Origin of the sequence: Pseudomonas sp. QL9 (assembly GCF_041409665.1) — a bacterium.
Classification (GTDB): Bacteria; Pseudomonadota; Gammaproteobacteria; order Pseudomonadales; family Pseudomonadaceae; genus Pseudomonas; species Pseudomonas knackmussii.
In genome coordinates this window covers 2,905,236-2,932,092 of the sequence record NZ_CP166971.1, presented here as the reverse complement: position 1 = coordinate 2,932,092, position 26,857 = coordinate 2,905,236, and the positions used below count along the sequence as shown (strand labels likewise).

21 protein-coding genes are annotated in these 26,857 nt (G+C 64.0%); 8 read left to right on the top strand and 13 right to left on the bottom strand.

Going from position 1 to position 26,857, the window contains the following annotated elements; genetic code table 11:
- The first annotated feature begins 44 nt into the window (after nt 1–44).
- Both ACA097_RS13850 and ACA097_RS13845 read left to right on the top strand, forming a co-directional pair.
- Nucleotides 45–626 carry a DUF6436 domain-containing protein gene (locus ACA097_RS13850; RefSeq protein ID WP_371370419.1) on the top strand — a complete coding sequence of 194 codons (582 nt, stop codon included), beginning with the start codon at nt 45–47 and terminating at the stop codon, nt 624–626.
- 71 nt (nt 627–697) lie between these two features.
- Nucleotides 698–1,198, top strand: coding sequence for a transcriptional regulator (locus ACA097_RS13845; protein ID WP_043256335.1), 501 nt, complete (start codon nt 698–700; stop codon nt 1,196–1,198).
- Between the two features lie 20 nt (nt 1,199–1,218).
- Here the strand turns inward: ACA097_RS13845 and ACA097_RS13840 are convergent, their stop codons facing one another.
- Nucleotides 1,219–2,250 (bottom strand): AraC family transcriptional regulator, encoded by a 1,032-nt coding sequence (locus ACA097_RS13840; protein ID WP_371370418.1) that lies wholly within the window; start codon nt 2,248–2,250, stop codon nt 1,219–1,221.
- A gap of 109 nt (nt 2,251–2,359) precedes the next feature.
- Here ACA097_RS13840 and ACA097_RS13835 point away from each other — a divergent pair, with 109 nt between their 5' ends.
- The gene (locus tag ACA097_RS13835; protein ID WP_371370417.1) at nt 2,360–4,747 is read left to right on the top strand and encodes a penicillin acylase family protein; all 2,388 of its coding nucleotides are present in this window, start codon (nt 2,360–2,362) and stop codon (nt 4,745–4,747) included.
- A 405-nt stretch (nt 4,748–5,152) separates the two neighbouring features.
- Here ACA097_RS13835 and ACA097_RS13830 read toward each other — a convergent pair whose 3' ends face one another.
- The 8 genes from ACA097_RS13830 to ACA097_RS13795 all read right to left on the bottom strand — a co-directional run bounded on the left by ACA097_RS13830 (nt 5,153) and on the right by ACA097_RS13795 (nt 14,277).
- Nucleotides 5,153–6,025, bottom strand: coding sequence for an ABC transporter permease subunit (locus ACA097_RS13830; RefSeq protein WP_371370416.1), 873 nt, complete (start codon nt 6,023–6,025; stop codon nt 5,153–5,155).
- The gene (locus ACA097_RS13825; protein ID WP_160289024.1) at nt 6,022–6,903 is read right to left on the bottom strand and encodes an ABC transporter permease subunit; all 882 of its coding nucleotides are present in this window, start codon (nt 6,901–6,903) and stop codon (nt 6,022–6,024) included. Before ACA097_RS13825 ends, ACA097_RS13830 begins: the two co-directional genes overlap by 4 nt.
- Before the next feature lie 26 nt (nt 6,904–6,929).
- A complete protein-coding gene (locus tag ACA097_RS13820) occupies nt 6,930–8,084 on the bottom strand; it encodes an ABC transporter ATP-binding protein (protein ID WP_043256346.1) in 1,155 nt (384 codons plus the stop codon).
- A 59-nt stretch (nt 8,085–8,143) separates the two neighbouring features.
- Nucleotides 8,144–9,214, bottom strand: coding sequence for a polyamine ABC transporter substrate-binding protein (locus ACA097_RS13815; RefSeq protein WP_371370516.1), 1,071 nt, complete (start codon nt 9,212–9,214; stop codon nt 8,144–8,146).
- Nucleotides 9,215–9,481: 267 nt separating this feature from the next.
- On the bottom strand, nt 9,482–10,582 hold the full coding sequence (locus tag ACA097_RS13810; protein ID WP_043256348.1) for a polyamine ABC transporter substrate-binding protein: 1,101 nt from the start codon (nt 10,580–10,582) through the stop codon (nt 9,482–9,484).
- Between the two features lie 115 nt (nt 10,583–10,697).
- Nucleotides 10,698–12,062: an aspartate aminotransferase family protein gene (locus ACA097_RS13805; protein WP_043256350.1), complete on the bottom strand. Its 1,365-nt coding sequence runs from the start codon at nt 12,060–12,062 to the stop codon at nt 10,698–10,700.
- A gap of 62 nt (nt 12,063–12,124) precedes the next feature.
- Nucleotides 12,125–13,483 (bottom strand): glutamine synthetase family protein, encoded by a 1,359-nt coding sequence (locus ACA097_RS13800; protein ID WP_043256352.1) that lies wholly within the window; start codon nt 13,481–13,483, stop codon nt 12,125–12,127.
- A 41-nt stretch (nt 13,484–13,524) separates the two neighbouring features.
- Nucleotides 13,525–14,277, bottom strand: coding sequence for a gamma-glutamyl-gamma-aminobutyrate hydrolase family protein (locus tag ACA097_RS13795; RefSeq protein ID WP_371370415.1), 753 nt, complete (start codon nt 14,275–14,277; stop codon nt 13,525–13,527).
- Between the two features lie 277 nt (nt 14,278–14,554).
- Between ACA097_RS13795 and ACA097_RS13790 the strand changes: the two genes are divergently transcribed.
- From ACA097_RS13790 to aguA, 4 genes are all read left to right on the top strand, one after another.
- Nucleotides 14,555–15,931 carry a glutamine synthetase family protein gene (locus ACA097_RS13790; RefSeq protein WP_043256356.1) on the top strand — a complete coding sequence of 459 codons (1,377 nt, stop codon included), beginning with the start codon at nt 14,555–14,557 and terminating at the stop codon, nt 15,929–15,931.
- Nucleotides 15,932–16,161: 230 nt separating this feature from the next.
- Nucleotides 16,162–17,220, top strand: a complete 1,059-nt coding sequence (locus ACA097_RS13785) for a polyamine ABC transporter substrate-binding protein (protein WP_371370414.1) — start codon at nt 16,162–16,164, stop codon at nt 17,218–17,220.
- 55 nt (nt 17,221–17,275) lie between these two features.
- Nucleotides 17,276–17,911, top strand: coding sequence for a TetR/AcrR family transcriptional regulator (locus ACA097_RS13780; protein WP_043256360.1), 636 nt, complete (start codon nt 17,276–17,278; stop codon nt 17,909–17,911).
- 441 nt (nt 17,912–18,352) lie between these two features.
- Nucleotides 18,353–19,456: an agmatine deiminase gene (gene aguA, locus ACA097_RS13775; protein ID WP_371370413.1), complete on the top strand. Its 1,104-nt coding sequence runs from the start codon at nt 18,353–18,355 to the stop codon at nt 19,454–19,456.
- A gap of 146 nt (nt 19,457–19,602) precedes the next feature.
- Here aguA and ACA097_RS13770 read toward each other — a convergent pair whose 3' ends face one another.
- The 3 genes from ACA097_RS13770 to desA form a co-directional block, all read right to left on the bottom strand.
- Nucleotides 19,603–20,991: an OprD family porin gene (locus tag ACA097_RS13770; protein ID WP_160288746.1), complete on the bottom strand. Its 1,389-nt coding sequence runs from the start codon at nt 20,989–20,991 to the stop codon at nt 19,603–19,605.
- Nucleotides 20,992–21,544: 553 nt separating this feature from the next.
- Nucleotides 21,545–22,516, bottom strand: coding sequence for a GGDEF domain-containing protein (locus ACA097_RS13765; RefSeq protein ID WP_371370412.1), 972 nt, complete (start codon nt 22,514–22,516; stop codon nt 21,545–21,547).
- Nucleotides 22,517–22,630: 114 nt separating this feature from the next.
- Nucleotides 22,631–23,812, bottom strand: a complete 1,182-nt coding sequence (gene desA, locus ACA097_RS13760; protein WP_371370411.1) for a delta-9 fatty acid desaturase DesA — start codon at nt 23,810–23,812, stop codon at nt 22,631–22,633.
- A 165-nt stretch (nt 23,813–23,977) separates the two neighbouring features.
- Between desA and ACA097_RS13755 the strand changes: the two genes are divergently transcribed.
- Nucleotides 23,978–26,254 carry a putative bifunctional diguanylate cyclase/phosphodiesterase gene (locus tag ACA097_RS13755; RefSeq protein ID WP_371370410.1) on the top strand — a complete coding sequence of 759 codons (2,277 nt, stop codon included), beginning with the start codon at nt 23,978–23,980 and terminating at the stop codon, nt 26,252–26,254.
- Between the two features lie 7 nt (nt 26,255–26,261).
- Here ACA097_RS13755 and ACA097_RS13750 read toward each other — a convergent pair whose 3' ends face one another.
- Complete coding sequence (locus ACA097_RS13750; RefSeq protein WP_160288749.1) at nt 26,262–26,828, bottom strand: TetR/AcrR family transcriptional regulator; 567 nt, start codon at nt 26,826–26,828, stop codon at nt 26,262–26,264.
- Between the last annotated feature and the right edge of the window lie 29 nt (nt 26,829–26,857).

Below are 26,857 nucleotides of genomic sequence, written 5' to 3'. Positions count from 1 at the left end.
GCGCCGGCGTGGCAATCTTGCCGGCTATCTTACCGGGATTCGCCATGCCTGCCCGCCACCGCCCGCTGCTTCTCAGTGTCCTCGCTATCCTGCTGTCCGCCGCGGCCCTGTTCGGCGCGTACACATGGTTCCAGCAGCACTACCTGCACCCGTTCGACGAACAACCGACCCTGTTCAGCGGCACCGGACTCAAGCTGCCCGCCGCGATGGCCGGCCCCGGCAATATCCGCCTGGTGCACTTCTGGGACCCGGCCTGCCCGTGCAACGTCGGTAACCAGCAACACCTTGGCGAGCTGCTGGCTCGCTACAGCACACGCGGCGTGGCGTTCTTCGCGGTGCAGAAACCCGGCAGCCACGGCCGCATGCCGGAAAGCCTGGCCGGTATGCGACCACTGCCAAGCCTCGACGGAATGCAGGATCTGCCGGCCAGCCCGGCGGTAGCCATCTGGGACCGCGACGGCCGCCTCGCCTACTTCGGCCCCTACAGCGAAGGCGCTGTATGCAGTTCCGCCAACAGCTTCATCGAGCCAGTGCTGGATGCGCTGCTCGCCGGGCGGCGGGTGGAGGCCACCCACAACCTCGCCCAGGGCTGTTTCTGCCGTTGGCGTGATGGCGGTCAAGGCTAGTGCCCGAGCGGCATCTACACTTGCCTCGCCGGCCCACGAGGGGCCGCTGCCCACTCACAAGGAGCCTGCGCATGCGCATTCGTCCCACCATCGCCCTCGCCGCCCTGCTGTCTCTGCCACTTATTGCAGTCGCCGACGACCAACCAAGCACCCAGCAGGTGATGTCCGAGCACAAGGCGGAGATCGATAACCACCTGGCCAACATCGACTACAAGCGCAAGCGCATCGTCGAAGCCAACATGAACTTGACCAGCGATGAGGCGAACGCCTTCTGGCCGATCTACAACACCTATCGCAGCGAGGCCGAGAAGCTGAGCAAGGAGCACCTGGCGCTGATCTTCGACTACGCCAAGGCCTACAACACCGGCAAGGTTTCCGACGACGCCGCCAAGGACCTGATCAAGCGCGCCGAGAAACTCCAGGACGAGCGCCAAGACCTGCGCAGCAAATACATCGACCGGATCGCCAAGGACGTTTCGCCGACCCGCGCCATGCGTTTCCTGCAGATCGAGACGCAACTCGATGCCATGGCCCTGCTCGACCTGGCCCGCGAGGTCCCGCTGGCCGAATGAGGTCGAGGCCGAGCGCTCTCTCAGGCCTCCTCCATCCGGCTTCCAAGCTGCTGCCGATAGCGCTCCGGCGGCACTCCGAACCAGCGCCGGAAGGCGCGGTAGAAAGGCGAAAGCTCGGCAAAGCCACAGCGCCGAGCGACCTCGCGGATCGCCACGCCGTCCCCCAGCAGATCGATAGCACGCTGCCGGCACACCTCTTCACGGAGCTCGCGGAAGCTGCTGCCCAGGCCAGCCAGGCCGCGCTGCAACGCACCCTCCGTCAACCCCAGCGACTCGGCACAAGCCCGCAGTGAGCAATCGGCCTGCCCGAGACGCATGCCGAGCAGATAGCGCAGGCGATTGAACAGGTCGTTCTCCCGCAGCTCACGCAACTCCTCCTCCGCATGCTTGCTGAGCATGGCATGCAGCCCCGCATTGGCTGTGCGCGAAGGGCGGCTCAGCAAAGCCCGGGGAAAGCAGATGGCATCGTGCTCGCTGTCGAATGTCGGGGTCAGACCGAACAGTCGCCGGTGCTCGCGCAGGCGCGCGGGCTGCGCGTGGCGGAACTCGATGCCGAGGAAGCGGAACTCATCATCGGTGATGAACGCCATCAGCTTGAGGAACAGCAGCATCAGGCACTCCATCTGCTGACGCAGCGGCGGATAGCCCTGGTAGTGAATGTCGAGGATCAGCCAGGCGTGCTCGCCCTGCTCGCGCAGCTGCGCGCAAAAGCCACCGGAGAGGATGTGCTGGAAGCGCAGGAAACTCTGCAACGCCTCTCCCAGGTCGCGGCTGGCCAGCAGCAGGTAGCCGACCACGTCGAGCAGGCGCGGCTTCATCACCTCGCCCAGGTGCAGACCGATGTCCACGTCGCCGGTGGCCGCGGCGAGCGAACGCCAGAACTGCGGCACCTCGTCGTGCAGCAACCGAGAAACCAGCATGGGCGGGCGCGGCCGGTGCAGGGAGTCGCGATAGACCTGCGTGGGGTCGAGGCCGAGATCGGCCATGGCCTCGTAGAGCAGGCGACGCAGGGTGGCCGAGTGGGTCAGCGGGGCACTGGAGATGGGCTGCATGGAATGTCCTTTTGACCAAAGACTTCCAGAGCGCGCATCTCCGGTCAATGATTCGCCAGCGCCTTGCCGCGCAGAATCCGGGCACAACAAAAAGGAGATCCGCCCCGCCATGAAACGCTCCCTCAGCGTCCTTGCCGTCCTCGTCGCCGCTTCTGCCGCAGGCGCCGGGTGGTACCTGCACGGCAAGCAGCCGGTCCGCGACGGCCAGGCTGCCCTTCCCGGGCTGCAGTCGGTCGTCGACGTGCGCTACGACGAACGCGGCGTGCCGCATATCAGCGCGCAGAACGAGACCGACATGTATCGCGCGCTGGGCTACGTGCAGGCGCAGGACCGCCTGTTCCAGATGGAAATGCTGCGTCGCCTGGCGCGTGGCGAGCTGGCCGAAGTCCTCGGGCCCAAGCTGATCGATACCGATCGCCTGTTCCGCACCCTGCGCCTGCGCCAGCGCGCCGCCTCCTACGTCGCGCACCAGGACACCAACTCACCCTCCTGGAAGGCGCTGCAGGCTTACCTGGATGGCGTCAACGCCTTCCAGGACAGCCATCCGCGGCCGCTGGAGTTCGACGTGCTGGGTATTCCCAAGCGCCCCTTCACCGCCGAGGACACCGTCGCCGTCTCCGGCTACCTCGCCTACAGCTTCGCCGTGGCGCTGCGCACCGAACCGCTGCTGACCTATGTGCGCGATACGCTGGGCGCCGACTACCTGAAAGTGTTCGACCTCGACTGGCATCCACAGGGCGTGCTCCAGTCCACCCCACTGGCCAGCAGCGACTGGCACGACCTGGGCACCATCGCCCAGCTCAGTGAACAGGCGCTTGCCTCTGCCGGGCTGCCGCAATACGAGGGCAGCAATGCCTGGGTGGTCTCCGGCAGCCACACACGAAGTGGCAAGCCGCTGTTGGCGGGCGATCCGCACATCCGTTTCGCCGCGCCCTCCGTGTGGTACGAGGCACAGCTCAGCGCGCCCGGCTTCGAACTCTATGGCCACCACCAGGCGCTGGTGCCATTCGCCATGCTCGGGCACAACCAGCAGTTCGGCTGGAGCCTGACCATGTTCCAGAACGACGACATGGACCTGGTCGCCGAGAAGGTCAACCCGGCCAATCCCGAGCAGGTCTGGTACCACGGCCAGTGGGTCGACCTGACGCACGAGGAGCAGAGCATCGCGGTCAAGGGCCAGGCGCCGGTCAAGCTGGTGCTGCGCAGCTCGCCGCACGGGCCGATCATCAACGACGCCCTCGGCCAGACCGCCGGCAAGACGCCTATCGCCATGTGGTGGGCCTTCCTGCAGACCGACAACCCACTGCTCGATGCCTTCTACCAGCTCGACCGCGCCGACACCCTGGACAAGGCCCGCGCCGCGGCGCAGAAGATCCAGGCCCCGGGCCTCAACGTGGTCTGGGCCAACGCCAAGGGCGACATCGCCTGGTGGGCCGCCGCACAGCTGCCGGTTCGCCCGCAGGGCGTCAATCCGAACTTCATCCTCGATGGCAGCACGCCGGCCGCGGACAAGGGCGCGTTCTACCCCTTCGGCGAGAACCCGCAGGAAGAAAACCCGGCGCGCGGCTACATCGTCTCGGCAAACTTCCAGCCGCTGCCCGCCAACGGCCGCCCGGTGCCCGGTTACTACAACCTGGCCGACCGCGGCCAACGCCTGAACCAACTGCTGAGCGACAGCTCGGTGAAGTGGGACCTGCAGAACAGCCAGGCGCTGCAGCTGGACACCACGACCGCCTATGGCCCGCGCACCCTTGCACCGCTGCTGCCGGCCCTGCGTGAAGCGGCGGCGAACGAGCAGGAGAAGGCGCTGGTCGAGCAACTCGCCGCCTGGAAAGGCGACTTCCCGCTGGATTCCGTGGCCGCCACGCTGTTCAGCCAGTTCCTCTATCAGGTTGCTTACGGCGCCATGCACGATGAGATGGGCGACACCTACTTCCCTCTGCTGCTGACCACGCGGACCATCGACACCGCCCTACCGCGACTGGCCGCCGACGCCGACTCACCCTGGTGGGACGACCGCAGCACGCCAGCGAAGGAAAGTCGCGCGGACATCGTCAAGGCCGCCTGGCGGGCCAGCCTGCGGCACCTGCGCGAAACGCTTGGGCAGAACCCGGAGAACTGGCAGTGGGGCAAGGCGCATACGCTCACCCACGTGCACCCGCTGGGCATGCAGAAGCCGCTGGACCGCGTGTTCAATGTCGGCCCCTTCGACGCACCGGGCGGGCACGAGGTGCCGAACAACCTTTCCTCGCCGATCGGCCCGGCACCCTGGGCGGTCACCTACGGCCCCTCGACGCGGCGCCTGGTGGACTTCGCCGATCCGACCCACGCGCTCGGCATCAACCCGGTCGGCCAGAGCGGCGTGCTGTTCGACGCGCACTACGCCGACCAGGCCAAAGCCTACGTCGAGGGCCAGTACCAGCCCGAGCACTTCACCGACGAGGAAGTAGAAGCCAACAGCAAAGGGCTGCTGCGCTTGCAGCCCTCCAGCCACTGAATCTCGCTGTCCGGCCTGAAACGACGAACCCCGCTTGCGCGGGGTTCGTCGTTTTTGGAGTAAAGGTTCTGCGGGAGGTGCCGTAGCTCCCTGGCACCTTATTCCCCCCAGGGATAAATGGGGTGTTGTATTCGGCGCCGCCTCCCGCCTTGCTGCAGGTTCTGCACAAGGAGTCGTTCGCACCGCTTACCGATCAGCCTGCGGGGTAGCCGGTGCTCGGTGTCGAACACTTTGAAGAGTAGTCGGCATCTGCTGGGAAGTAGGGGCTATTTGCTGTCAGATCATTCTGAGAGGCAGCCCTTTTCTCGCATCTGGAAATATGCCGGCGAGCGGCAGAAACGACACGGGCCACCCGAAGGTGGCCCGTGGTTCGACGGATGCCGGAGCAACCGGCGACAGCAGACGTCAGGCGGTAGCCGGAGCGTTCTTCTGCCAGTCGGTGGCGTTGGCTTCCATGGCTTCCTGGATCGCGCGCTTGCGACGTTCCTCTGCCTGACGGGTGAAGTACCAGGCAAAGAAGGTGAACATCGAAACGGTCAACAGGATGAGGCTGGCCACGGCGTTGATCTCCGGCTTCACGCCCAGGCGTACGGCGGAGAACACTTCCATCGGCAGGGTGGTGGAGCCCGGACCGGACACGAAGCTGGCCAGCACCAGGTCGTCCAGCGACAGGGCGAAGGACATCATGCCGCCGGCTGCCAGCGAGGGAGCGATCATCGGGATGGTGATCAGCAGGAACACTTTCCAGGGCTTGGCACCCAGGTCCATGGCTGCTTCCTCGATGGACAGGTCCAGTTCACGCAGGCGCGCCGATACCACTACCGCCACGTAGGACGAGCAGAAGCTGGTGTGGGCGATCCAGATGGTGACGACACCGCGCTCCTGCGGCCAGCCGATCATCTGCGCCATGGCCACGAACAGCAGCAGCAGGGACAGACCGGTGATCACCTCGGGCATGACCAGCGGCGCGGTAACCATGCCGCCGAACAGCGTGCGGCCACGGAAACGCGGGATGCGGGTCAGCACGAAGGCTGCCAGGGTACCCAGGACCACCGAGGACACCGCCGTGTACACGGCGATTTCCAGCGAGCGGAACACCGCGCTGATCAGCTGGGTGTTGTCCAGCAGGCCGACGTACCACTTCACCGACCAGCCACCCCATACGGTCACCAGCTTGGAGCCGTTGAAGGAGTAGATGACCAGAATCAGCATCGGTACGTAGATGAACAGCAGGCCAAGGACCAGCATTATGTTGGAGAAGGACCAACGCTTGTTCATACCTTGCCCTCCAGCTCTTTAGCCTGGTTCTTGTTAAAGAGAATGATGGGCACGATCAGGATCGCCAGCATCACGACGGCGAGGGCGGAAGCCACCGGCCAGTCACGGTTGTTGAAGAACTCCTGCCACAGCACCTTACCGATCATCAGCGTCTCGGGGCCGCCGAGCAGTTCCGGGATCACGAACTCGCCCACCGCCGGGATGAACACCAGCATGCAGCCGGCGATGATGCCGTTCTTCGACAGCGGTACGGTGATCTTCCAGAAGCTGGTCATGTTGCGCGCGCCCAGGTCGGAAGCCGCTTCCAGCAGGCTCATGTCGTGCTTGACCAGGTTCGCGTAGAGCGGCATCACCATGAACGGCAGGTACGAGTAGACGATACCGATGTACACCGCCAGGTTGGTGTTGAGGATGGTCAGCGGCTCGTGGATGACCCCCAGCCACATCAGGAAGCTGTTCAGCAGCCCGTTGTTGGAGAGGATGCCCATCCAGGCGTACACGCGGATCAGGATCGCCGTCCAGGTCGGCATCATGATCAGCAGCAGCAGTACGGTCTGCATTTCCTTGCTGGCACGGGCGATGCCGTAGGCCATCGGATAACCGATCAGCAAGCAGATGAAGGTACTGATCGCGGCCATCTTCAGCGAGCCCAGGTAGGCATCGATGTAGAGCGGGTCGTCGGTCAGCATCAGGTAGTTGCCCAGGTTGAGCACCACCTGCAGGGTCTGATCGGCGTACTGGAAGATCTGGGTGTACGGCGGAATCGCCACGTCTGCCGACGACATGCTGATCTTCACGACGATGGCGAAGGGCAGCAGGAAGAACAGCAGCAGCCAGAAGAAGGGTACGCCGATTACAGCGTGCCGCCCCCTGGGCAGGCGTTTTTGAATCGAGCTGACGATGTTCATGATTGCAGTACCACACCACTGTCGTCGTACCAGCTGATGTAAACCGGCTGGTCCCAGGTCGGACGAGAAACGTGGCGCTCGGCGTTGGCCATGAAGGCCTGCACGATCATCCCCGAAGCCAGCTTGATGTAGTACACCGAGTGGCCGCCGAGGTAGGCGATGTCATAGACGGTGCCCTGGGCCCAGTTGCAGCCTTCGTGCTCCAGGTTTTCCGGCTTCTGCGCGGAAACCATGACCTTCTCCGGACGCAGCGCATAGGTGATGCGCTTCTCTTCGGCACGGGTGCTGATGCCGTGGCCGATGTAGATCGGGTTTTCCAGCTGCGGGCAGGCGATGACCGCGTGGTCCTGCAGGTCCTCGATCAGCTGACCTTCGAACATGTTGACGTTGCCGATGAACTCGCAGATCAGGCGGCTGGCCGGCGTCTCGTAGATGTCCATCGGGCTGCCGATCTGCTCGATGCAACCCAGGTGCATGATGGCGATGCGCTGGGCCATGGTCATGGCCTCTTCCTGGTCGTGGGTCACCATCACGCAGGTCACACCCACGCGCTCGATGATCTCAACCAGTTCCAGCTGCATCTGCGAACGCAGCTTCTTGTCCAGGGCGCCCATGGGCTCGTCGAGCAGCAGCAGCTTCGGACGCTTGGCCAGCGAACGGGCCAGGGCCACGCGCTGACGCTGGCCACCGGACAGCTGGTGCGGCTTGCGCTTGGCGTACTGGGTCATCTGCACGAGCTTGAGCATCTCATCGACGATCTTGTCGATCTCGTCCTTGGGCAGACCGTCCTGCTTCAGGCCGAAGGCGATGTTCTGCGCCACGGTCATGTGCGGGAACAGCGCGTAGGACTGGAACATCATGTTGATCGGGCGCTCGTAGGGCGGCAGATCAGTGATGTCCTGGCCGTCCAGGAAGATGCGACCTTCGGTCGGCCGCTCGAAGCCGGCCAGCATGCGCAGCAGGGTGGATTTACCGGAACCGGAACCGCCGAGCAGGGCGAAGATTTCTCCCTTCTTGATGGTCAGGGAAACACTGTCCACCGCAAGGGTTTCGTCGAACTGCTTGGTGACCCGGTCGATTTTTACCAACACCTCTTTGGGCTGCTGGTCGCCCGCGAGGGCTTTCTTGTAGGCACCGGAGGCTATAGCCATTACCACAACTCCCAACTATGGATGCCCGGCCCCCGCGGCCGGGCATACTCGGATTGCTCTTACTTACCGGACTTGATCTTCGTCCAGGAACGGGTTTCCAGACGCTGAACCTTCGGCGGTAGCGGGATGGAGACATACAGACGGTCAAGCACTTCCTGCGACGGATAGACCGACGGATTGTGACGCAACTCCTGATCCATGACGGAGTCGGCCTTGCTATTGGGGTTGGCGTACCCCACGTACTCGCTGACCTTGGAGATGACTTCAGGCTGCAGCAGGTAGTTGATGAAGGCGTGGGCCTGCTTGACGTTCGGCGAGTCGGCCGGGATGGCCAGCATGTCGAACCACAGGTTGCCACCTTCCTTTGGAATCGCATAGGCGATCTTGACGCCCTTGCCAGCTTCCTTGGCGCGGTTGGCGGCCTGGAAGATATCGCCGGAGAAACCGGCGGCGATGCAGATGTCGCCGTTGGCGAGGTCGGTGATGTACTTCGAGGAATGGAAGTAGGTCACGTACGGACGCACGGCCATGAACTTGGCTTCGGCCTTCTCGTAATCCTGCGGATTGGTGCTGTTCGGGTCGAGGCCCATGTAGTTCAGCACCGCCGGGAACATTTCATCCGGCGAGTCGAGGAAGGCAACGCCGCACTTGGTCAGCTTCTTGATGTTTTCCGGTTCGAAGAGCATCGCCCAGGAATCGATCTTGTCGGTGCCCAGCACCTCTTTGATCTTCTCGACGTTGTAGCCGATGCCATTGGTGCCCCACAGGTAGGGGACGGCGTACTGGTTGCCCGGATCGGCCTTCTCCAGCCGCTTCATCAGCGCCGGGTCGAGGTTCTGCCAGTTCGGCAGCTTGCTGCGGTCCAGCTTCTGGAACACGCCAGCCTTGATCTGTTTGGAGAGGAAGTTGTTCGACGGGACGACCACGTCGTAGCCGGTGTGGCCGGCCAGCAACTTGCCTTCGAGAGTCTCGTTGGAGTCGAAGACGTCGTAGACGGGCTTGATGCCGGTGGCCTTCTGGAAATCGGCCAGGGTCGTCTCACCGATGTAGTCGGTCCAGTTGTAGATGTGCACGGTCTGTTCGGCCTGCGCGGCTGTGGCACCGAAGCCCAGCATGCAGACGGCGGTCATCAGGGTTTTGCGGAAGGGAATGCGCACACGTCGGTCCTCTCGTTGTTGTGAAGCTTCTTGGTCTGGTTGGCGTTTACAACTTGTACTGGGCCTTCCGTGGAGCGACGGGCGCTCTCGCAGAACCTTCGATGACGTCTGTTCTGCAACTTACGGTCATCCCACTGCAGATGATCCGGATCCGTGAAACCAGCGATGGAGGAGCGCACGTTCCCCCACCGCCGTTCGGTCAGAGCCCGGCCGGTCATGCCGACCTGCCAGGCCTGTCCATTACTTGCCGGACTTGATGGTGGTCCAGCTGCGAGTCATCAGACGCTGGGTCTTCGCCGGCAGATCCGGGAAGGCGTACAGCTTCTTCATGACGTCGTCGCTCGGGTAGATGCCCGGGTCCTTGCGGATCTCTTCCTTCACCAGCGGGGTGGCCGCGGCGTTACCGTTCGGGTAGGAAACGGTGTCGGTGATCTGCGCGATGACCTTCGGCTCGAGCACGAAGTTGATCCACTGCAGGGCAGCGTCCTTGTTCGCGGAGTCTTTCGGGATGGCTACGGTATCGAAGAAGGCGCCGGCGCCTTCCTTCGGAATGTTGTAGGCCACCTTCACGTTGTTCTTGGCTTCCACCGCACGGGACTTGGCCTGGTAGATGTCGCCGGAGTAGCCGATGGCGACGCAGATGTTGCCGTTGGCGAGGTCGGAGATGTACTTCGAGGAGTGGAAGTAGGTGATGTACGGACGAATCTTCAGGAACAGGTCTTCGGCGGCCTTGATTTCCTTCGGATCCTGGCTGTCGGACTTGTAGCCCAGGTAGTGCAGGGCTGCCGGGATCATTTCGGTCGGCGAGTCGAGGAAGCTCACGCCGCACTGCTTCAGCTTCTCGATGTTCTCGGGCTTGAACACCAGGTCCCAGGAGTCGACCGGCGCGTTGTCGCCCAGTACGGCCTTGACCTTGTCCGGGTTGTAGCCGATGCCAATGGTGCCCCACATGTACGGGATCGCGTACTTGTTGCCCGGGTCGCTGACCTCGAGGGTCTTCATGATGTCCGGGTTCAGGTTCTTCCAGTTCGGCAGCTTGGACTTGTCCAGCGGCTCGTACACGCCAGCCTTGATCTGCTTGGCGAGGAAGGAGTTCGACGGAACCACCACGTCGTAGCCCGACTTGCCGGCCAGCAGCTTGGCCTCCAGCACTTCGTTGCTGTCGTAGACGTCGTAGACGACCTTGATGCCGGTGGCCTTGGTGAAATCATCGACCGTGTTCGGCGCGATGTAGTCCGACCAGTTGTATACGTGCAGAACCTTTTCATCGGCCTGTGCCATACCGGCCACAGCGCCCGCCAGAGTCACAGCGAGCAAGGTCTTGCCGAAGATGTTAGACATGCGGGTAGCTCCAGTTATTTTTGATGTTCCGAGTGGCGTCGGACAGTTCCGCCGACACCACTCGGTGAGCCTGGCCAACGCACAGGCGCAGTCTGTCAAAGTCCCGGTTAAAGACTCAAGACAGCACTACGGCGGCGGTTTGATCGAGGCACTTGCGCGCCAGGGTGATCAACTCGTCGATTTCCGGCTTGGAGATGACCAGCGGCGGCGAAATAATCATAGTGTCTCCCACCGCGCGCATGATCAGGCCGTTGCGGAAGCAGTGCTCGCGGCACAGCATCCCCACGCCATTCTCGAAGCGCTCGCGGGTCTTCTTGTTCTTCACCAGCTCCAGTGCGGCAACCATGCCGACACCGCGCGCCTCGCCGACCAGGGGGTGATCCGCCAGCTCCTGCCAGCGTTTTTGCAAATACGGTGCCGTTTCCGCCTTGACGGTCTCGACGATCTTTTCTTCGCGCAGGATGCGGATGTTCTCCAGAGCCACCGCCGCGGCCACAGGGTGACCAGAGTAAGTGAAGCCGTGGTAGAACTCGCCACCCTCATTCAGGGTATCGACGATCTCGTCGCGGACGATTACGCCGCCCATGGGGATGTAGCCGGAGGTCAGGCCTTTGGCGATCGGCATCAGGTCCGGGGCGTTGCCGTAGTACTGGCTGCCGAACCACTCGCCGGTACGGCCGAAGCCGCAGATGACTTCGTCGGCAATGAACAGGATTTCGTACTTGGCGAGGATCTCGCGGATCTTCGGCCAGTAGGTGTCCGGCGGAACGATCACGCCGCCCGCGCCCTGGATGGGCTCGGCGATGAAGGCAGCGACGTTCTCTTCGCCGACTTCGAGGATCTTCTTCTCGAGCTGCTCGGCAGCCCAGACGCCGAACTCGTCCGGCGACATGTCGCCGCCCTCGCCGTACCAGTACGGCTGCGGGATGTGGACGATGCCAGGGATCGGCAGGTCGCCCTGGGAATGCAGCGCCTTCATGCCGCCCAGGCTCACGCCGGCGACGGTGGAGCCGTGGTAGCCGTTCCAGCGGCCGATGACCACCTTCTTCTGCGGCTTGCCCTTGATGCTCCAGTAGTGGCGGACCATACGCAGCACAGTGTCGTTGGACTCCGAGCCCGAACCGGTGAAGAACACGTGGTTCATGCCTTCCGGGGCGATGTCGGCGATGGCCTTGGCCAGTTCCAGCACGGGCGGGTGCGCGGTCTGGAAGAACAGGTTGTAGTAGGGCAGCTCCTGCATCTGCTTGTAGGCGGCCTCAGCGAGCTCCTTGCGACCATAGCCGACGTTCATGCACCACAGGCCAGCCATGCCATCGAGGATCTTGTTGCCCTCGCTATCCCACAGGTACACGCCTTCGGCCTTGGTGATGATGCGCGCACCCTTCTCGTTCAGCTGCTTGTAGTCGGTGAACGGAGCCAGGTGGTGTTCGCGGCTGAGCGCCTGCCAATGCTGGGTCTGGGCGCTGGTCTGTTTCGTCATTTGGGGAAAACCTCTCAGTAATAAACACAGGGCCCGACCGGCAGAGCCGGACCCCACGCCGATCAGACGGACAGCAGGAGGAACTCCCGCTCCCACGAACTGATCACCCGCTTGAAGTTCTCGTGTTCAGCGCGCTTCACGGCCACATAGGCGCGAATGAATTTGCTGCCCAGATACTGTTCAAGGGTCTTGCTGCCTTCCATGGTTTCCAGTGCCGCTTCGATGGTCAGCGGCAGGCGCAGGTTGCGCCGTTCGTAGCCACGGCCCTTCACCTGTGCGCTGGGCCGGATGCCTTCGACCATGCCGATGTAACCGCACAGCAGGCTGGCAGCCAGGGCCAGGTAGGGGTTGGCGTCCGCGCCGGCAAGGCGGTTCTCCACGCGGCGGTTGTCCGGGTTGGAATCCGGTACGCGCAGGCCCACGGTGCGGTTCTCCTCGCCCCATTCCACGTTCACCGGCGCCGAGGTATCGGGCAGGAAGCGGCGGAACGAGTTCACGTTCGGAGCGAACAGCGGCAAGGCCTCTGGAATGAAGCGTTGCAGGCCACCGACGTGATGGAGGAACAGCTCGCTCATGCTGCCGTCAGCATTGGAGAAGATGTTCTTGCCTGTCTTGATATCGATCACGCTTTGGTGCAAGTGCATGGCACTGCCCGGCTCGCCGGTCATTGGCTTGGCCATGAAGGTGGCGGCCACGTTGTGCTTGAGCGCGGCTTCGCGCATGGTGCGCTTGAACACCAGGATCTGGTCGGCCAGATCCAGGGCATCGCCGTGACGGAAATTGATTTCCATCTGGGCGGTGCCTTCTTCGTGAATCAGGGTGTCGAGGTCGAGGCCCTGGGCCTCGCACCAGTCGTACATGTCCTCGAACAGCGGATCGAATTCGTTCGCCGCGTCGATGGAGAAGGATTGGCGGCCGGTCTCCTGACGACCGGAACGGCCGACCGGCGCCTGCAGCGGGTAGTCGGGGTCGTCGCTGCGCTTGGTCAGGTAGAACTCCATCTCCGGCGCCACGATCGGCTTCCAGCCCTTGTCGGCATAGAGCTTGAGGACGTTCTTCAGGATGTTGCGCGGCGACAGCTCGATGGGATTGCCGAGCTTGTCGTAGGTGTCGTGGATGACCATCGCGGTGGGTTCGATGGCCCATGGGACGAGGAACACGGCATTCTCGTCCGGGCGGCAGACCATATCGATGTCGGCCGGGTCCAGCAGGTCGTAATAGATGTCGTCCTCGACGTAATCACCGGTCACGGTTTGCAGGAGAACGCTCTCCGGCAGGCGCATGCCCTTCTCGTTGAGGAACTTGTTGGTCGGCGCGATCTTGCCCCGGGCAATCCCGGTCAGGTCGGCGATCAGACATTCCACCTCGGTGATCTTGCGTTCCTTCAGCCAGCTGGTCAGCTGGTCAAGCTTGGTAGTCATAAAGACCTCAGGATTTGAGAGCCCAGCCCCAACCGCCGGGCTCAACGTTGCCCCGCCCTCTTGCTGCAGGCATTGCCGAATGCCTGGAAGATAGCGAGATAGTTGGGGTTCGTTTGCACCTGCCACTCCGGATGCCATTGCACCCCGAGGGCGAAGGCACTCGCGCCTTCGACGGAAAAGGCCTCTACCAACCCGTCGGGCGCCAGCGCTTCAACTCGAAGGCCGGGCGCCAGACGATCAACGCCCTGGCCATGAATGGAATTGACCTGGATCTGCTCCGGCAAGCCGATGCCGGCCAGCACGCCGCCCGGCCGCACATGCACGGCATGGCGCAGGGCGTACTTGACCTCGACCGGCGCATCGGCCGGCTCGCGGTGGTCCATGAATCCTGGTGTTTCGTGCACTTTCTGGTGCAAGGAGCCGCCCAACGCCACATTCATCTCCTGGAAACCCCGGCAAATTCCGAGTACAGGTACGCCCGCGGAAATCGCGGCGCGAACGAGGGGCAGGCTGGTGGCGTCGCGGGCGATGTCATGCAGAGTGCCAGCATCGCTCGCAAGGCCACTATAATGATGGGGTTCGACGTTCGAGGAGGAGCCCGTGAGGAGCACGCCATCGAGACTGTCGAGCAGGGTGTCCAGACTCAGAAGCTCGCCCAAGGCGGGAATGATCACTGGCAGACCATTCGCCCCAGCAACGACGGCTTTGAGGTACTTGTCGCCGGCGACATGGTTGGGGTGATGACCAACCTGTCTTGTGCAGGCGGTCACGCCGATTAACGGCTGGCGAGACATGGGACACCCGTGTTTGTAAGTGTTATGGGTTGCGTTCGAGCTTAGCCTTGTTCATTTTTTTACACAATAGCTCTGTAAAAAATTGCACACGGCTCTATGAACATCCCATGAAACCGGGCTTACAGCGTGTGACGAATAACCCAAAACGCCCCAAAAATGGCCCCTTCGCACCACCTCAGGGCAATTTTTGGCACTATTGACATAAAGTAGCCTTTCGGATTGACTCACACCTTAGCCCTTGAATGATTGAAATTTTTAACAATAAAGGTGTTGCATCATGTCGGTACCCCCGAGTGCCGTTCCGCTCACAGAAGCGACCGAGTTCCTGAAGGAACACCCCGAGGTCCAGTTCGTCGACCTCCTTATTGCAGATATGAATGGTGTGGTCCGCGGCAAGCGCATCGAACGCACCAGCCTGCCCAAAGTCTTCGAGAAAGGCATTAACCTACCCGCCTCGCTGTTCGCCCTCGACATCACGGGTTCCACCGTCGAAAGCACCGGTCTTGGCCTGGACATCGGCGATGCCGACCGCGTCTGCTATCCCATCCCTGACACCATCGCCATGGAACCCTGGCAGAAGCGCCCGACTGCGCAGCTGCTGATGACTATGCACGAGATGGAAGGCGATCCCTTCTTCGCGGACCCGCGTGAAGTGCTTCGCCAGGTCGTTCAGAAATTCACCGATATCGGCCTGTCGATCGTTGCCGCTTTCGAGCTGGAGTTCTATCTGATCGACCAGGAGAACGTGAACGGCCGTCCGCAGCCGCCACGCTCGCCGATCTCCGGCAAACGCCCGCAATCCGTCCAGGTCTATTCCATCGACGACCTCGACGAGTACGCCGACTGCCTGCAGGACATCATCGACGGCGCCCGCGCCCAGGGCATCCCGGCCGACGCCATCGTCAAGGAAAGCGCCCCGGCACAGTTCGAAGTCAACCTGCACCACGTCAACGACGCGCTGAAGGCCTGTGACTACGCGGTCCTGCTCAAGCGCCTGATCAAGAACGTCGCCTACGACCACGAGATGGACTCGACCTTCATGGCCAAGCCTTACCCGGGTCAGGCTGGCAACGGTCTGCACGTTCACGTGTCGCTGCTCGACAAGGACGGCAAGAACATCTTCACCAGCGAGGATCCCGAGCAGAACGCCGCGTTGCGCCACGCGATCGGCGGTGTGCTCGAGACCCTGCCGGCCTCCATGGCCTTCCTCTGCCCGAACGTCAACTCGTACCGCCGCTTCGGCTCGGCCTTCTTCGTGCCGAACGCGCCGAGCTGGGGCCTGGACAACCGCACCGTGGCCCTGCGCGTGCCGACCGGCGCGCCGGAAGCGGTACGCCTGGAGCACCGCGTTGCCGGTGCCGACGCCAACCCCTACCTGCTTCTGGCGGCCGTCCTCGCCGGTGTCCACCACGGCCTGACCAACAAGGTCGAGCCCGGTGCGCCTATCGAAGGCAACGCCTACGAGCAGTTGGAGCAGAGCCTGCCGAACAACCTGCGCGATGCCCTGCGCGAGTTGGACGACAGCGATGTGATGAACAAGTACATCAGCCCCGAGTACATCGACATCTTCGTCGCGTGCAAGGAGCACGAGCTGCAGGAGTTCGAATATTCGATCTCCGACCTCGAGTACAACTGGTATCTACATACCGTATAAAACCGAACAGCGACGCCGGCCTTAGTGCCGGCGTCGTCTTTCGGTGACGCCCGTACAGCGGGTGTGCCGGCGGCTGGCGCGGGGGGCGTCACCGTCGGACCGTCCGTCGCTCGCCTGACGATCGGCGGACACCCGCACCGGGGCGTCCTTGCACTGCCGCAGTCTTCACAGGAAATAAAAACGAAGCGGCCTCGCCGCCAGACGCGCTTTGCCATACAGGGAGAATGCCAATGCCACGCCTGCTCGCCCCGCTGTTGCTCACGCTGTGCCCGCTGTTCGTCCAGGCCCAAGAAGTCATCCGCGTCTACAACTGGAATGACTACATCGCACCTGAAGTGCTCAAGGACTTCGAGAAGAGCACCGGCATTCAGGTCGAATACCACACCTACAGCACCGCCGAAGAGCTGCAGAAGGCCCTGCACAGCGGCGAGCACATCGATGTCGCGGTGCCCTCGCACAACGAACTGCCAGGACTGATCAAGGACAAGCTGCTGCGGCCGCTGGATTTCAGCCAGCTACCCAACCGCCGCCATCTCGATCCGCAGCTGATGAGCAAGCTGGCCGCCGTAGACCCCGACAACCGCCACGCGGTGCCCTACCTGTGGGGCGCGGTGGGTCTCGCGGTGAACGAGCCGCAGGCACAGAAGGCCCTGGGCGGCCAGGTGCCGGAAAGCTGGGCTCTGCTCTTCGACACCCAGTACAGCCAGCGCCTTAAGAGCTGCGGCATGAGCATGCTCGACGCGCCCGACGAAACATTCTCGGTGCTGATGAATTACCAGGGCCGCAACTTCGCACGTAGCGCCCCGACACAGATTCGCCGCGCCGGCGAAGTGCTGCAGACGCTGCGTCCGAACCTGCGCTACATCGACAGCGAGCGCTACATCCAGGACCTCAACGACGGCAAGCTGTGCATCGCCATGGCCTGGGTCGGCGACGCCGTGCACGCGGCGCAGGCCGGCCAGCCGGTGAAGTTCGTGGTGCCGCAGGAAGGCTCCGTGCTGTTCATCGACAACCTGGTGATTCCCAGCAGCGCCGAGCACCCGGACCTGGCCCAGCGCTTCATCGACTTCCTGATGCAGCCGAAGGTGGCCGCGCAGATCACCAACGCGACCTTCTATCCCAACGGCAATGCCGACGCGAAGGAATTCCTCGACCCGGCCCTGCGCGGCGAGAACGGGCTCTACCCGGACCAGGAAACCCGGCGCCGCTTGTTCGCCCTGGAAACCGCACCGGAGAAGACCGCCCCGGTAATCAAGGACGTCTGGAGCCGCCTCACGGCGAGCAACTGACTTGCCCCTCCGGCGTGAGCTGGCGTCCAATAGCCGCTCACGTCCGGAGCGCTCCATGTCGACCACCGCCAGCACCTCCCGCAAGCCCCGCGCCAGCAGCCAGGCGCGCATCGCCGCCATCCTCGATGCGACCCGCGCGCTGCTCGCCGAAAGCGGCACCGCCGGCCTGTCGATCTATGCGGTGGCCGAGCGCGCGGACATGCCACCCTCCTCGGTCTATCACTTCTTCCCTAGCGTTCCGGCGCTGCTGCAGGCGCTGACCGCAGAGGTCCACGCAGCCTTCCGCGCCTGTCTGGAAGAGCCGGTGGACCACGCCGCGCTGCGCGACTGGCGGGACCTTTCGCGGATCGTCGAGCAACGCATGCTGGCGGTCTACGCCGGTGACGCCGCGGCGCGCCAGCTGATCCTCGCGAGCCACGGCCTCGCCGAGGTGACGCTCGCCGACCGCCAGCACGACGTGCAACTGGGCAACTCGATGCGCGCCCTGTTCGACCATCACTTCCACCTGCCGGAGCTGCCCGAGGACATCGAGGTGTTCAGCCTGGCCATGGATCTCAGCGACCGCGTCTATGCGCTATCGGTACAGCGGTTCGGTCATATCGAGCCACGGCTGGCCGAGGAAGGCCGGCGCGTCCTCGACGCGTACCTGGGGCTGTATCTGCCGCCCTGCTTGCCCAAGCGGCAGCTGTAAGCTGCGCGCAGCATTTCAGCGTCATACTCTCCGAAGCCCATAGCCGGATATTTATCCGTATTTATGAGGCCATTGCTCAGCGCCCCGATAAATAACGCTTTGAAAGCCGATTTTTATCGGATATAAATTGCCAAAGCCCAGTTAGGGACTGCAATCGTTCGCCTGACGGCATCTGTATCGGCCACCGCCCAAGCCGGAAGGCCGATAGATATCGGCAAACGGAGCGTTCCGCTCGACCCGCAACGCCGATCGTTGCGGCAAGAGGCTCCGGGCTCGACGAAACCGAAGCGCCTATCCTTGTCCACGGTTTCGATCCGGACGAACGGGAGGACGCACTCATCGCCCGGGACGCGCGCCATCAACGTCGTCCCAACCGAGTAACCCATCCGGCGGCAGCCCGCGCCCGCCACCGGTTTCAGCCTTCAGCAAAATGGTGAATCCATGACTACCCTGACCAGCACTCCCCGCGCCGATGGTTTCCGCATGCCGGCTGAATGGGAACCCCATACCCAGACCTGGATGGTCTGGCCGGAGCGTCCGGACAACTGGCGCCTGGGCGGCAAGGCCGCGCAGGCTGCGTTCAGCGCCGTCGCCGAGGCCATCGCGCGCTTCGAGCCGGTCACCGTCTGCGTCTCCGCCGGCCAGTACGAGAACGCCCGCGCCCGCCTGAGCAACGCCATCCGTGTGGTCGAGATCACCACCGACGACGCCTGGGTGCGCGACACCGGCCCGACCTTCGTGATCAATGACCAGGGCGCCGTGCGTGGCGTGGACTGGACCTTCAACGCCTGGGGCGGCCTCGACGGCGGCCTGTACTTCCCCTGGCAGCGCGACGACCAGGTAGCGCGCAAGATCCTCGAGATCGAAGGCTGCGAGCGCTACCGCACCGAGGGCTTCGTGCTCGAGGGCGGCTCGATTCACGTCGACGGCGAAGGCACCGTGATCACCACCGAGGAATGCCTGCTCAACCGCAACCGCAACCCGCACCTGTCCCGCGAGGAGATCGAGGCGGTACTGCGCGAGCACCTGGCGATCGACACCGTGATCTGGCTGCCGGACGGCCTGTACAACGACGAGACCGATGGCCACGTCGACAACTTCTGCTGCTACGTGCGCCCGGGCGAAGTGCTGCTGGCCTGGACCGACGACCCGCAGGACCCGAACTACCCGCGCTGCCAGGCTGCCATGCGCGTGCTGGAGCAGGCGCGCGACGCCAAGGGTCGCCAACTGGTCGTGCACAAGATGCCGATCCCAGGCCCGATCCACGCGACCGAGGAAGAGTGCGCCGGCGTCGACCTGGTCGACAGCTCGCAAGAGCGCGATCCGTCGATTCGCCTGGCCGGTTCCTACGTGAATTTCCTGATCGTCAACGGCGGCATCGTGGCCCCCAGCTTCGACGACGCGAAGGACGCGGAAGCCAAGGCCATCCTGCAGCGCGTGTTCCCCGAGCACGAAGTGGTGATGGTGCCGGGCCGCGAGATCCTCCTCGGCGGCGGCAACATCCATTGCATTACCCAGCAGCAGCCGGCGCCGCAGAAGCGCTGATCCGCTAGCCGCCAATGAAAAGGCCGTCGTCCCGCGAGGGGCGACGGCCTTTTTGCATGCCCTTGCAGGAGCGAGCTTTCTCGCGAACTGCTCCGCAGCGGGGCCGGTTCGCGAGCAAGCTCGCTCCTACGAAAAGCCTTTCGGCCTTAGAACAGCGGCAGGGTGTAGCTGACGATCAGGCGGTTCTCGTCCTGGTCGCGCTGGGAGGCATAGCCGGACTTGCTGGCCGCCGGCAGGTCGCTGCGCAGCGCGGCGTTCTTCCAGGTGAAGCCCAGGCCCTTGAAGGTGCCGTCCGGGATTACGTAGGCCAGGCTGAAGTCGCGCTCCCACTCGCCCTGGTCGCCGCCCTTGGTCTTGATGTTGTCGGCGTTCAGGTAGATGGCGTTAAAGGTCAGGCCGGGTACGCCGACCTGGGCGAAGTCGTAGGCGTAGCGTGCCTGCCAGGTGCGTTCGCCGGCGTGCTGGAACTTGCCGATCTGTACGTCAGTGATCAGGTAGGCAGTGGAGCCTTCACCGTCGCCACGGTTGAGGAAGGGGAAGTCGCTGTCGCCGTTGAGCACCTGGTAGCCGGCGCCGATGCTGTGACCGGCCAGGTTGTAGGTGAACAGGCCGCTGTAGGCACGGTTGTCCACTTCACCCTTGGTCACGTTGCCGCCGTAGTAGCCGCTGCTGACGTAGCCGTCCGCGCGGCCAGAGGCGCTGCCGTTCTTGCCGTCGGATGTGCTGTCGAAGGCGCGCAGGTCGGTCTTCAGGACGCCAGGGCCGATCGCCCAGCTGTGCTGCAGGCCGAGGAAATGCTGCTGGTAGAAGTCGGTCAGTTGGCCGTAGTAGTACTGCAGGGTGAGATCCTTGTTCACCTTGTAGTCGCCGCCGGCGTAGTAGAACTTGTTGCTGTCGCGGGCGCTCGCGGTCGAGCCGTTGGCCCCGCCGATGGACAGGCTGCGCCAGTCGGTGGAGTTGCGCCCGCGGGTGTGTTCCAGCTGGCCGCCGACCAGGGTCAGGTCCTTGATATCGGTCGAGGTGACCTGGCCGCCTTCGAAGGTCACCGGCAACAGCCGGCCGTCGTTGTAGACCACCACCGGCAGCTTCGGCTGCAGGGTGCCGTAGCGGAACTCGGTCTTCGAGACCTTGGCCTTGAGGGTCGGGCCAAGGCTGCTGAATTCGTCCACTGCACGGCCATCGCCATCGGAGGGGAACACAGTGCCGGCCTGCTGGCTGGAGGATTCGTAGTGGGTGCCTTTGCCGCTATCCAGGCGCACGCCGAGCAGACCCAGCGCGTCGACGCCGAAGCCCACGGTGCCCGCGGTGTAGCCGGACGCATAGTTGAGCAGGAAGCCCTGGCCCCACTCTTCCTGTTTGTTCGGCGCGGCGGTGCCGTTGCGGTTGTCGGTGTTGATGTAGAAGTTGCGCAGGGTCAGGCTGGCCTTGCTGTCTTCGATGAAACCGCTGGCGCTGGCGGTCTGCAGCTGGATGCCGAATGCGCTTGCAGCCACGGCGAGGGCCAGCGCGGATTGCGTGATGTTACGGCTCTTCATTGGTGAATCCCCATTTATTGATCTTGTGTGAAGTCGGCAATCGCGACACGAAGTGCGTCGCGCAAGCGGCCGCGCGCAGCCGGAAAAAAGCCCGGAACTGCTGGCGCACAGCGGTCGGTAGTCGGTTGCCCCTAGGCAGGGTCTAGGCGCGGACGGGCAGGCAGGAAGGCACTTGCGGGAAGGAATGGCAGCGTCATGGTGAATGCTCGTGTCTTGTTGTTTTGGGCAAGGCCGGGGGCCTTCCCGCAGGCATGGCAAACCCCGGGCCAATTGGCCCAATCTGCCTAGACACGTGGATTGGCGCGGGTCTGCACCCCGTAGCCTGGTCCTTCGCCGCGCACTGGTCAGCGGAAATCCGCCACCTTCCCCGGACGCTCTGGCGGATGCTCGCCACCTGAGTTGCCGGACTTCGTTGCCTGGCCCTTGCGGCCACGCTGGGGGCAACGATAAGAGATCGGGAATAAATCCAAAAAGAATTAATTATTAAAACTTAATTGCCAAATGGAATAAAAGATAGACGCCTCACAAGAGCGGGGATGAAGGCGCAGGCCTGTCAGGCCTGCTCGATACGGTCCTTGCCGTTGCGCTTGGCCTGGTAGAGCGCGGAGTCGGCGCGGCCGTAGAGGCTGGAGAGATTCTCGTCACCGGCGCGCAGCAGGGTCATGCCCTGGCTGACCGTCACGCCGAACGCCTGGTCGCCTTCGTTGAAGCGCAGGCGCTGCACCTCGCGCAGCAGGCGCTCGCCGATCTGCCGCGCCGTGCCCTGGTCACAGCCGGGCAGCAGCACGGCGAACTCCTCGCCGCCGATGCGCCCGAACAGGTCGCCACGGCGCAATGCGCCGCTGGCGCACTGGGCGATCTTCTGCAGCACGCGGTCGCCGACCTGGTGGCCATAGCGGTCGTTGATCTTCTTGAAGTCATCGACGTCCAGCAGCAGGAAGGCCAAGGGCGCACCGGCGCGCTGGCAGTCGTTGAAGGCCTGCTCGGCGTTGTCGAAGAAGTAGCGGCGGTTGCTGCTCTGGGTCAGCACGTCGGTGGTGGCCAGGCGGTGCAGCTCGTTCTCCAGGTGCTTCTTGTCGGTGATGTCTTCGGCGATGCCGACCACCATGAGCGGCAGGCCGGCATCGCTGTGCTGGCTGATGAAGCACTTGTCGCTCAGCCAGCGCACTTCGCCGTCCGCGCGCAGGATGCGGTACTCGCGCTGCTCCACCGCACCGCGCTCGATCACCTGGTCGAAGCTGCTCTGCGCGTAGTCCAGGTCGTCGGGGTAGATGGAGTCGCGCCACTCGCTGAAATCCGCCAGCAGCAGCGCCGCGGAGCGACCGAAGATGCGCTCGTACGCCGGGCTGACGTAGACCATGCGCTGCTGCTGCCAGTCGAATGCCCAGAGCACGGCATTCACGCTGGCCAGCAGCGCGCTGAACAGTTGCTCGCGTTCCTTGAGTCGTTCGGCTTCGGCACGGCTATGCAGCAGCGCCAGCAGCACCTCCTCGTAATCGCTCGACACCTTGCCCTTCTCTTCCATGCACACGCTCCCGCCCAATCGAGTGGGCTATGACCGCAAAAGTAGCCAAGTGCTCGGAGAAAAAAGCAAAAGCCCGCCGAACGGCGGGCTTTTTGTGACCAGCTTCGCGTTGGCTCAGACGGCCGGGCGCAGCGAGTAGGTCTTGAGCTGCTCGGCGAACTCGCGCAGCGACTGGATACCGCTGGCCTCGGCCTCCTGCACCCACTGCTTGATCGCGGCGAGCATGTCGTGGCCGTTGGCGCTGGTCTTCGCCCAGATCTGCTGCAGAGCGAGGCGCTTCTCGTAGATCACCTGCAGGGCCTGGCTGTGTTCCAGCAGACGCTGAATGCGCGCGTGGTGGCTTTCCTCCAGCAGGCTGGTCTCGCGCGACAGCAGGCGCTTGGCGCGGCGGAACAGGTGGCGGACCGACTCGTCGGCCTTGGCCAGCTCCTGCTTTACCAGCGGGCCGATCACCAGCTTGCGGTACTGCGCCATGATCTGGAAACGGTTGTTGAGGATGGCCATGGCGGTATCCATGTCCAGGCTGCCCTTGCCTTCGACGCGGTGCGCGATGGGCGCCACACGGGCCACCTTGGCCAGGCGCAGGAAGCTGAACAGCTTGATCCAGGCCCAGCCCATGTCGAACTCCCATTTCTTCACCGACAGCTTCGCCGAGTTGGGATAGGTGTGGTGGTTGTTGTGCAGCTCTTCACCGCCGATCAGGATGCCCCAGGGCACCAGGTTGGTGGCGGCGTCGCGGCACTCGAAGTTGCGGTAGCCGACCGCGTGGCCCAGGCCATTGATGACACCAGCCGCCCAAACCGGAATCCAGGCCATCTGCACGGCCCAGACGGTCAGGCCGAGGGCGCCGAACAAGGCGACGTCGATCAGCACCATCAGCGCGATGCCGCCCAGCGGGAAGCGGCTGTATACGTTGCGCTCGATCCAGTCTTCCGGGCAGTTCTTGCCGTAGATGCGCAGGGTGTCTTCGTTCTTCGCTTCCTCGCGATACAGCTCGGCGCCGCGCCGCAGGACGGTGCCCAGGCCCTTGTACACCGGGCTGTGGGGGTCGTCGGCGGTTTCGCACTTGGCATGGTGCTTACGGTGGATGGCGGTCCACTCGCGCGTGTTCATGCCGGTGGTCATCCACAGCCAGAAGCGGAAGAAGTGCTGCAGCGCCGGATGCAGGTCGAGCGCGCGGTGCGCCGAATAGCGATGCAGGTAGACGGTTACGCTGACGATGGTGATGTGGGTCAGCACAAGCGTAACGACAATCAATTGCCACAGAGGCAGATCAAGGAAACCGTTGTACCACATGGATGAAAATGAACCTCGATGAGGAAGGATCGACAAGCCCGGCAATCTGGGCCATCCCGCATTATCAACAAGCAAGGCCGGAATACCATCAGGTCTTTTTGATAAGAACCAAGGCCAATGGCCACCCTCTATACTGCGCAACCAATAAGTCGTCCACCCCACCCGATGAAGCCACACCTGCGTGCCCTGCAAATCGGCCTGTCGTACCTGGCCGCCGCCTCCGTCTGGATCCTCCTGAGCGATGATGCCGTCCGTCTGGTAGTCGGGTCCTCCGACACCGAATTCTGGCTGCTCGCCAAGCGTTTTCTCTTCGCCAGCCTCACCGCCGGCCTGCTCTACCTGCTGATGCGCCGCCAGTTTGGCCACCGGCAACGGGCCTACGCGGCGCTCATGGCCAGCGAACAACGCCTGAACCGCGCCCTGAATGCGGTGGAGGACGGGCTCTGGGAGTGGGACCTGCGCAGCGACCGGGTCTTTTATTCCTCGGGCTTCGCAAGATTGCTCGGCCTGCCCGCCGAAGAGCTGGGCGACAGCAAGGCGTTCTGGTGCGATCGCCTGCACCCCGACGACCGGGAAGCCACCCTGCAGGCTCACCGCGAGCACCTCGAAGGCCACAGCGAGCGGCTCGACTGCACATACCGCCTGCGCCACGCCGATGGCGGTCATCGCTGGATCCATTCGCGCGGCCGCGCCATTCGCGACACGCACGGCGACCCCGTGCTGATGACCGGCGTCAGTCGCGACGTCACCCGCCAACGCAGCCTCGACGACCACCTGCGCCAGGCCGCCGCGGTGTTCGAAGCCACCCAGGAAGGCCTGCTGGTGACCGACGAGCGCGGCGTCATCCTGCACATCAACCCGTCCTTCCAGCGCATCACCGGCTACACCGCCGATGAAGTGCTGGGGCGCAATCCGTCGATGCTCAAGTCCGGCCTGCAGGACAATGATTTCTACCAGCGCATGTGGCAAACCCTGGGCCGCGACGGCGTCTGGTGCGGGGAGATCTGGAACCGCCGCAAGAACGGCGAGGTGTACCCCCAATGGCAGCACATCTGCGCCGTGCATGACGACCGAGGCCAACTGACCCGCTATGTGGCGGTGTTCTCCGACCTCAGCAGCATCAAGCGCTCACAGCGTGAACTGGACTTCCTCGCCCACCACGACCCCCTGACCGGCCTGCCCAATCGCCTGCTGCTGCGCGAACGCATCGAGCAGGCCGTCGTCCGCGCCGGGCGCCAACCGGGAAGCGGCGCACTGCTGCTGCTCGACCTGGATCACTTCAAGCACATCAACGACAGCCTCGGCCACAGTGCCGGCGACCAGGTGGTAAAGGCCGTCGCCGAACGCCTGCGGACCTGCCTGGACCGGACCGACACCCTGGCCCGCCTGGGCGGCGACGAATTCGCCGTGCTCCTCGAATGCCGCCAGCCGAACCACGCCAGCAGCCTGGCCCAGCGCCTGCTGCAGTCGATGAGCGCGCCTTTCGACATCCAGGGCCAACGGGTCTATGTCTCGGCCAGCCTCGGCATCAGCCTGTTCCCCGACGACGCCGGCAATGTCGACCATCTGCTCCAGCACGCCGACGCCGCGCTGTTCCAGGCCAAGGCCAGCGGACGCAACTTGTACGCCTTCTACACGCCCGAACTGACTGCCCGCGCCCGTTCCCATGTGGAAGTGGAAAGCGCCCTGCGTCGCGCGCTGGAACAGGACGAGCTGCGCGTCCACTACCAGCCGGTGCACGACCTGGCCACCGGCCGCCCCGTCGGGGTCGAGGCGCTGGTGCGCTGGCAACATCCGCAACGCGGCCTGGTGCCGCCCGGCGAGTTCATCCCGGTGGCCGAGGAATGCGGGCTGATCGGCGCCCTGGACACCTGGGTGCTGAACCAGGCCTGCCGGCAGATGCGCCGCTGGCTGGACGTGGGCTGCGAGCTGGAGTTCGTCGCCGTCAACCTGTCCAGCCGGCTGTTCGCCCGCGACGGCATCGAGCAGCAGGTGGCCCGCGCGCTGGCCGACAGCGGCCTTCAGGCGCGCCATCTGGAGCTGGAAGTCACCGAGAGCGCGATCATGCAGAACATCGACCAGTCGGTAGCGCTGCTACAGCGCCTGCGCGACCTGGGGGTGCAGCTGGCGATCGACGACTTCGGCACGGGCTATTCCTCGCTGATGCGCCTCAAGCGCATGCCGGTGCAGAAGCTGAAGATCGACCAGGGATTCGTCGCCGGCCTGCCCGGCTGCGCCGAGGATGCGGCCATCGCCTGCGCGATCATTGCGTTGGCGCGCAGCATGGGGCTGAAGGTTGTTGCGGAGGGCATCGAACGGGCCGACCAGGCGACTTTCCTGCTCGGCCAGGCCTGCGACTACGGCCAGGGCTACTGGTATGGCCGGCCGCAACCGCCCGAGGCGCTGCCGCTAAACCAGCCGGCCGGCGCAGAACCCGCCTGAGCCGGCGTTACCTCGACTCCTCCAGGTGCCGCTGGAGAAAGGCGCGGCTGGACTCGATGATCGCCCGCTGGCTGTCCTCGCTGGCCATCATCCGCGCCAGAACCAGCGCGCCCACGCACTGGGCGAGCAGCGCCCAGGCATCTTCCTCGGAACCTGTCACCTCGGCCCAGGCCCGTTGCAGCTCGAGCAGCGCCTCTTCGGCGCTCTGCCGCACAGACAGGTCGGCGCGCGCGATCTCCGCGCCCAGCGCCGGAATGGCGCAACCGCCGGCCGGTTCCTGCACGTGCACGAGACTCAGGTAGCGGGTAAGTCCGCGCATCAGTCGCTCGCGATCGAAGGGTTTGCGCTGGTCGGCCAGGCGCTCGACGCTGCGCATCAGCTCGCGCTGGACGATGGCGGCGAAGAGTTCATCCTTGGACGAGAAGTGGTTGTAAAAGGCGCCACCGGACAACCCCACCGCCTTCATCAGCCCATCGACCCCGGCATTGGCGAAACCGCCCTGCTTGGCGATGGCCGCGCTGCTGTCGAGCAGGCGCTGGCGGGTTTCTTCCTTGTGGGTGGCTGAATAGCGCATCGGCTGCCTCCGGGGGACGGCTTGACGGA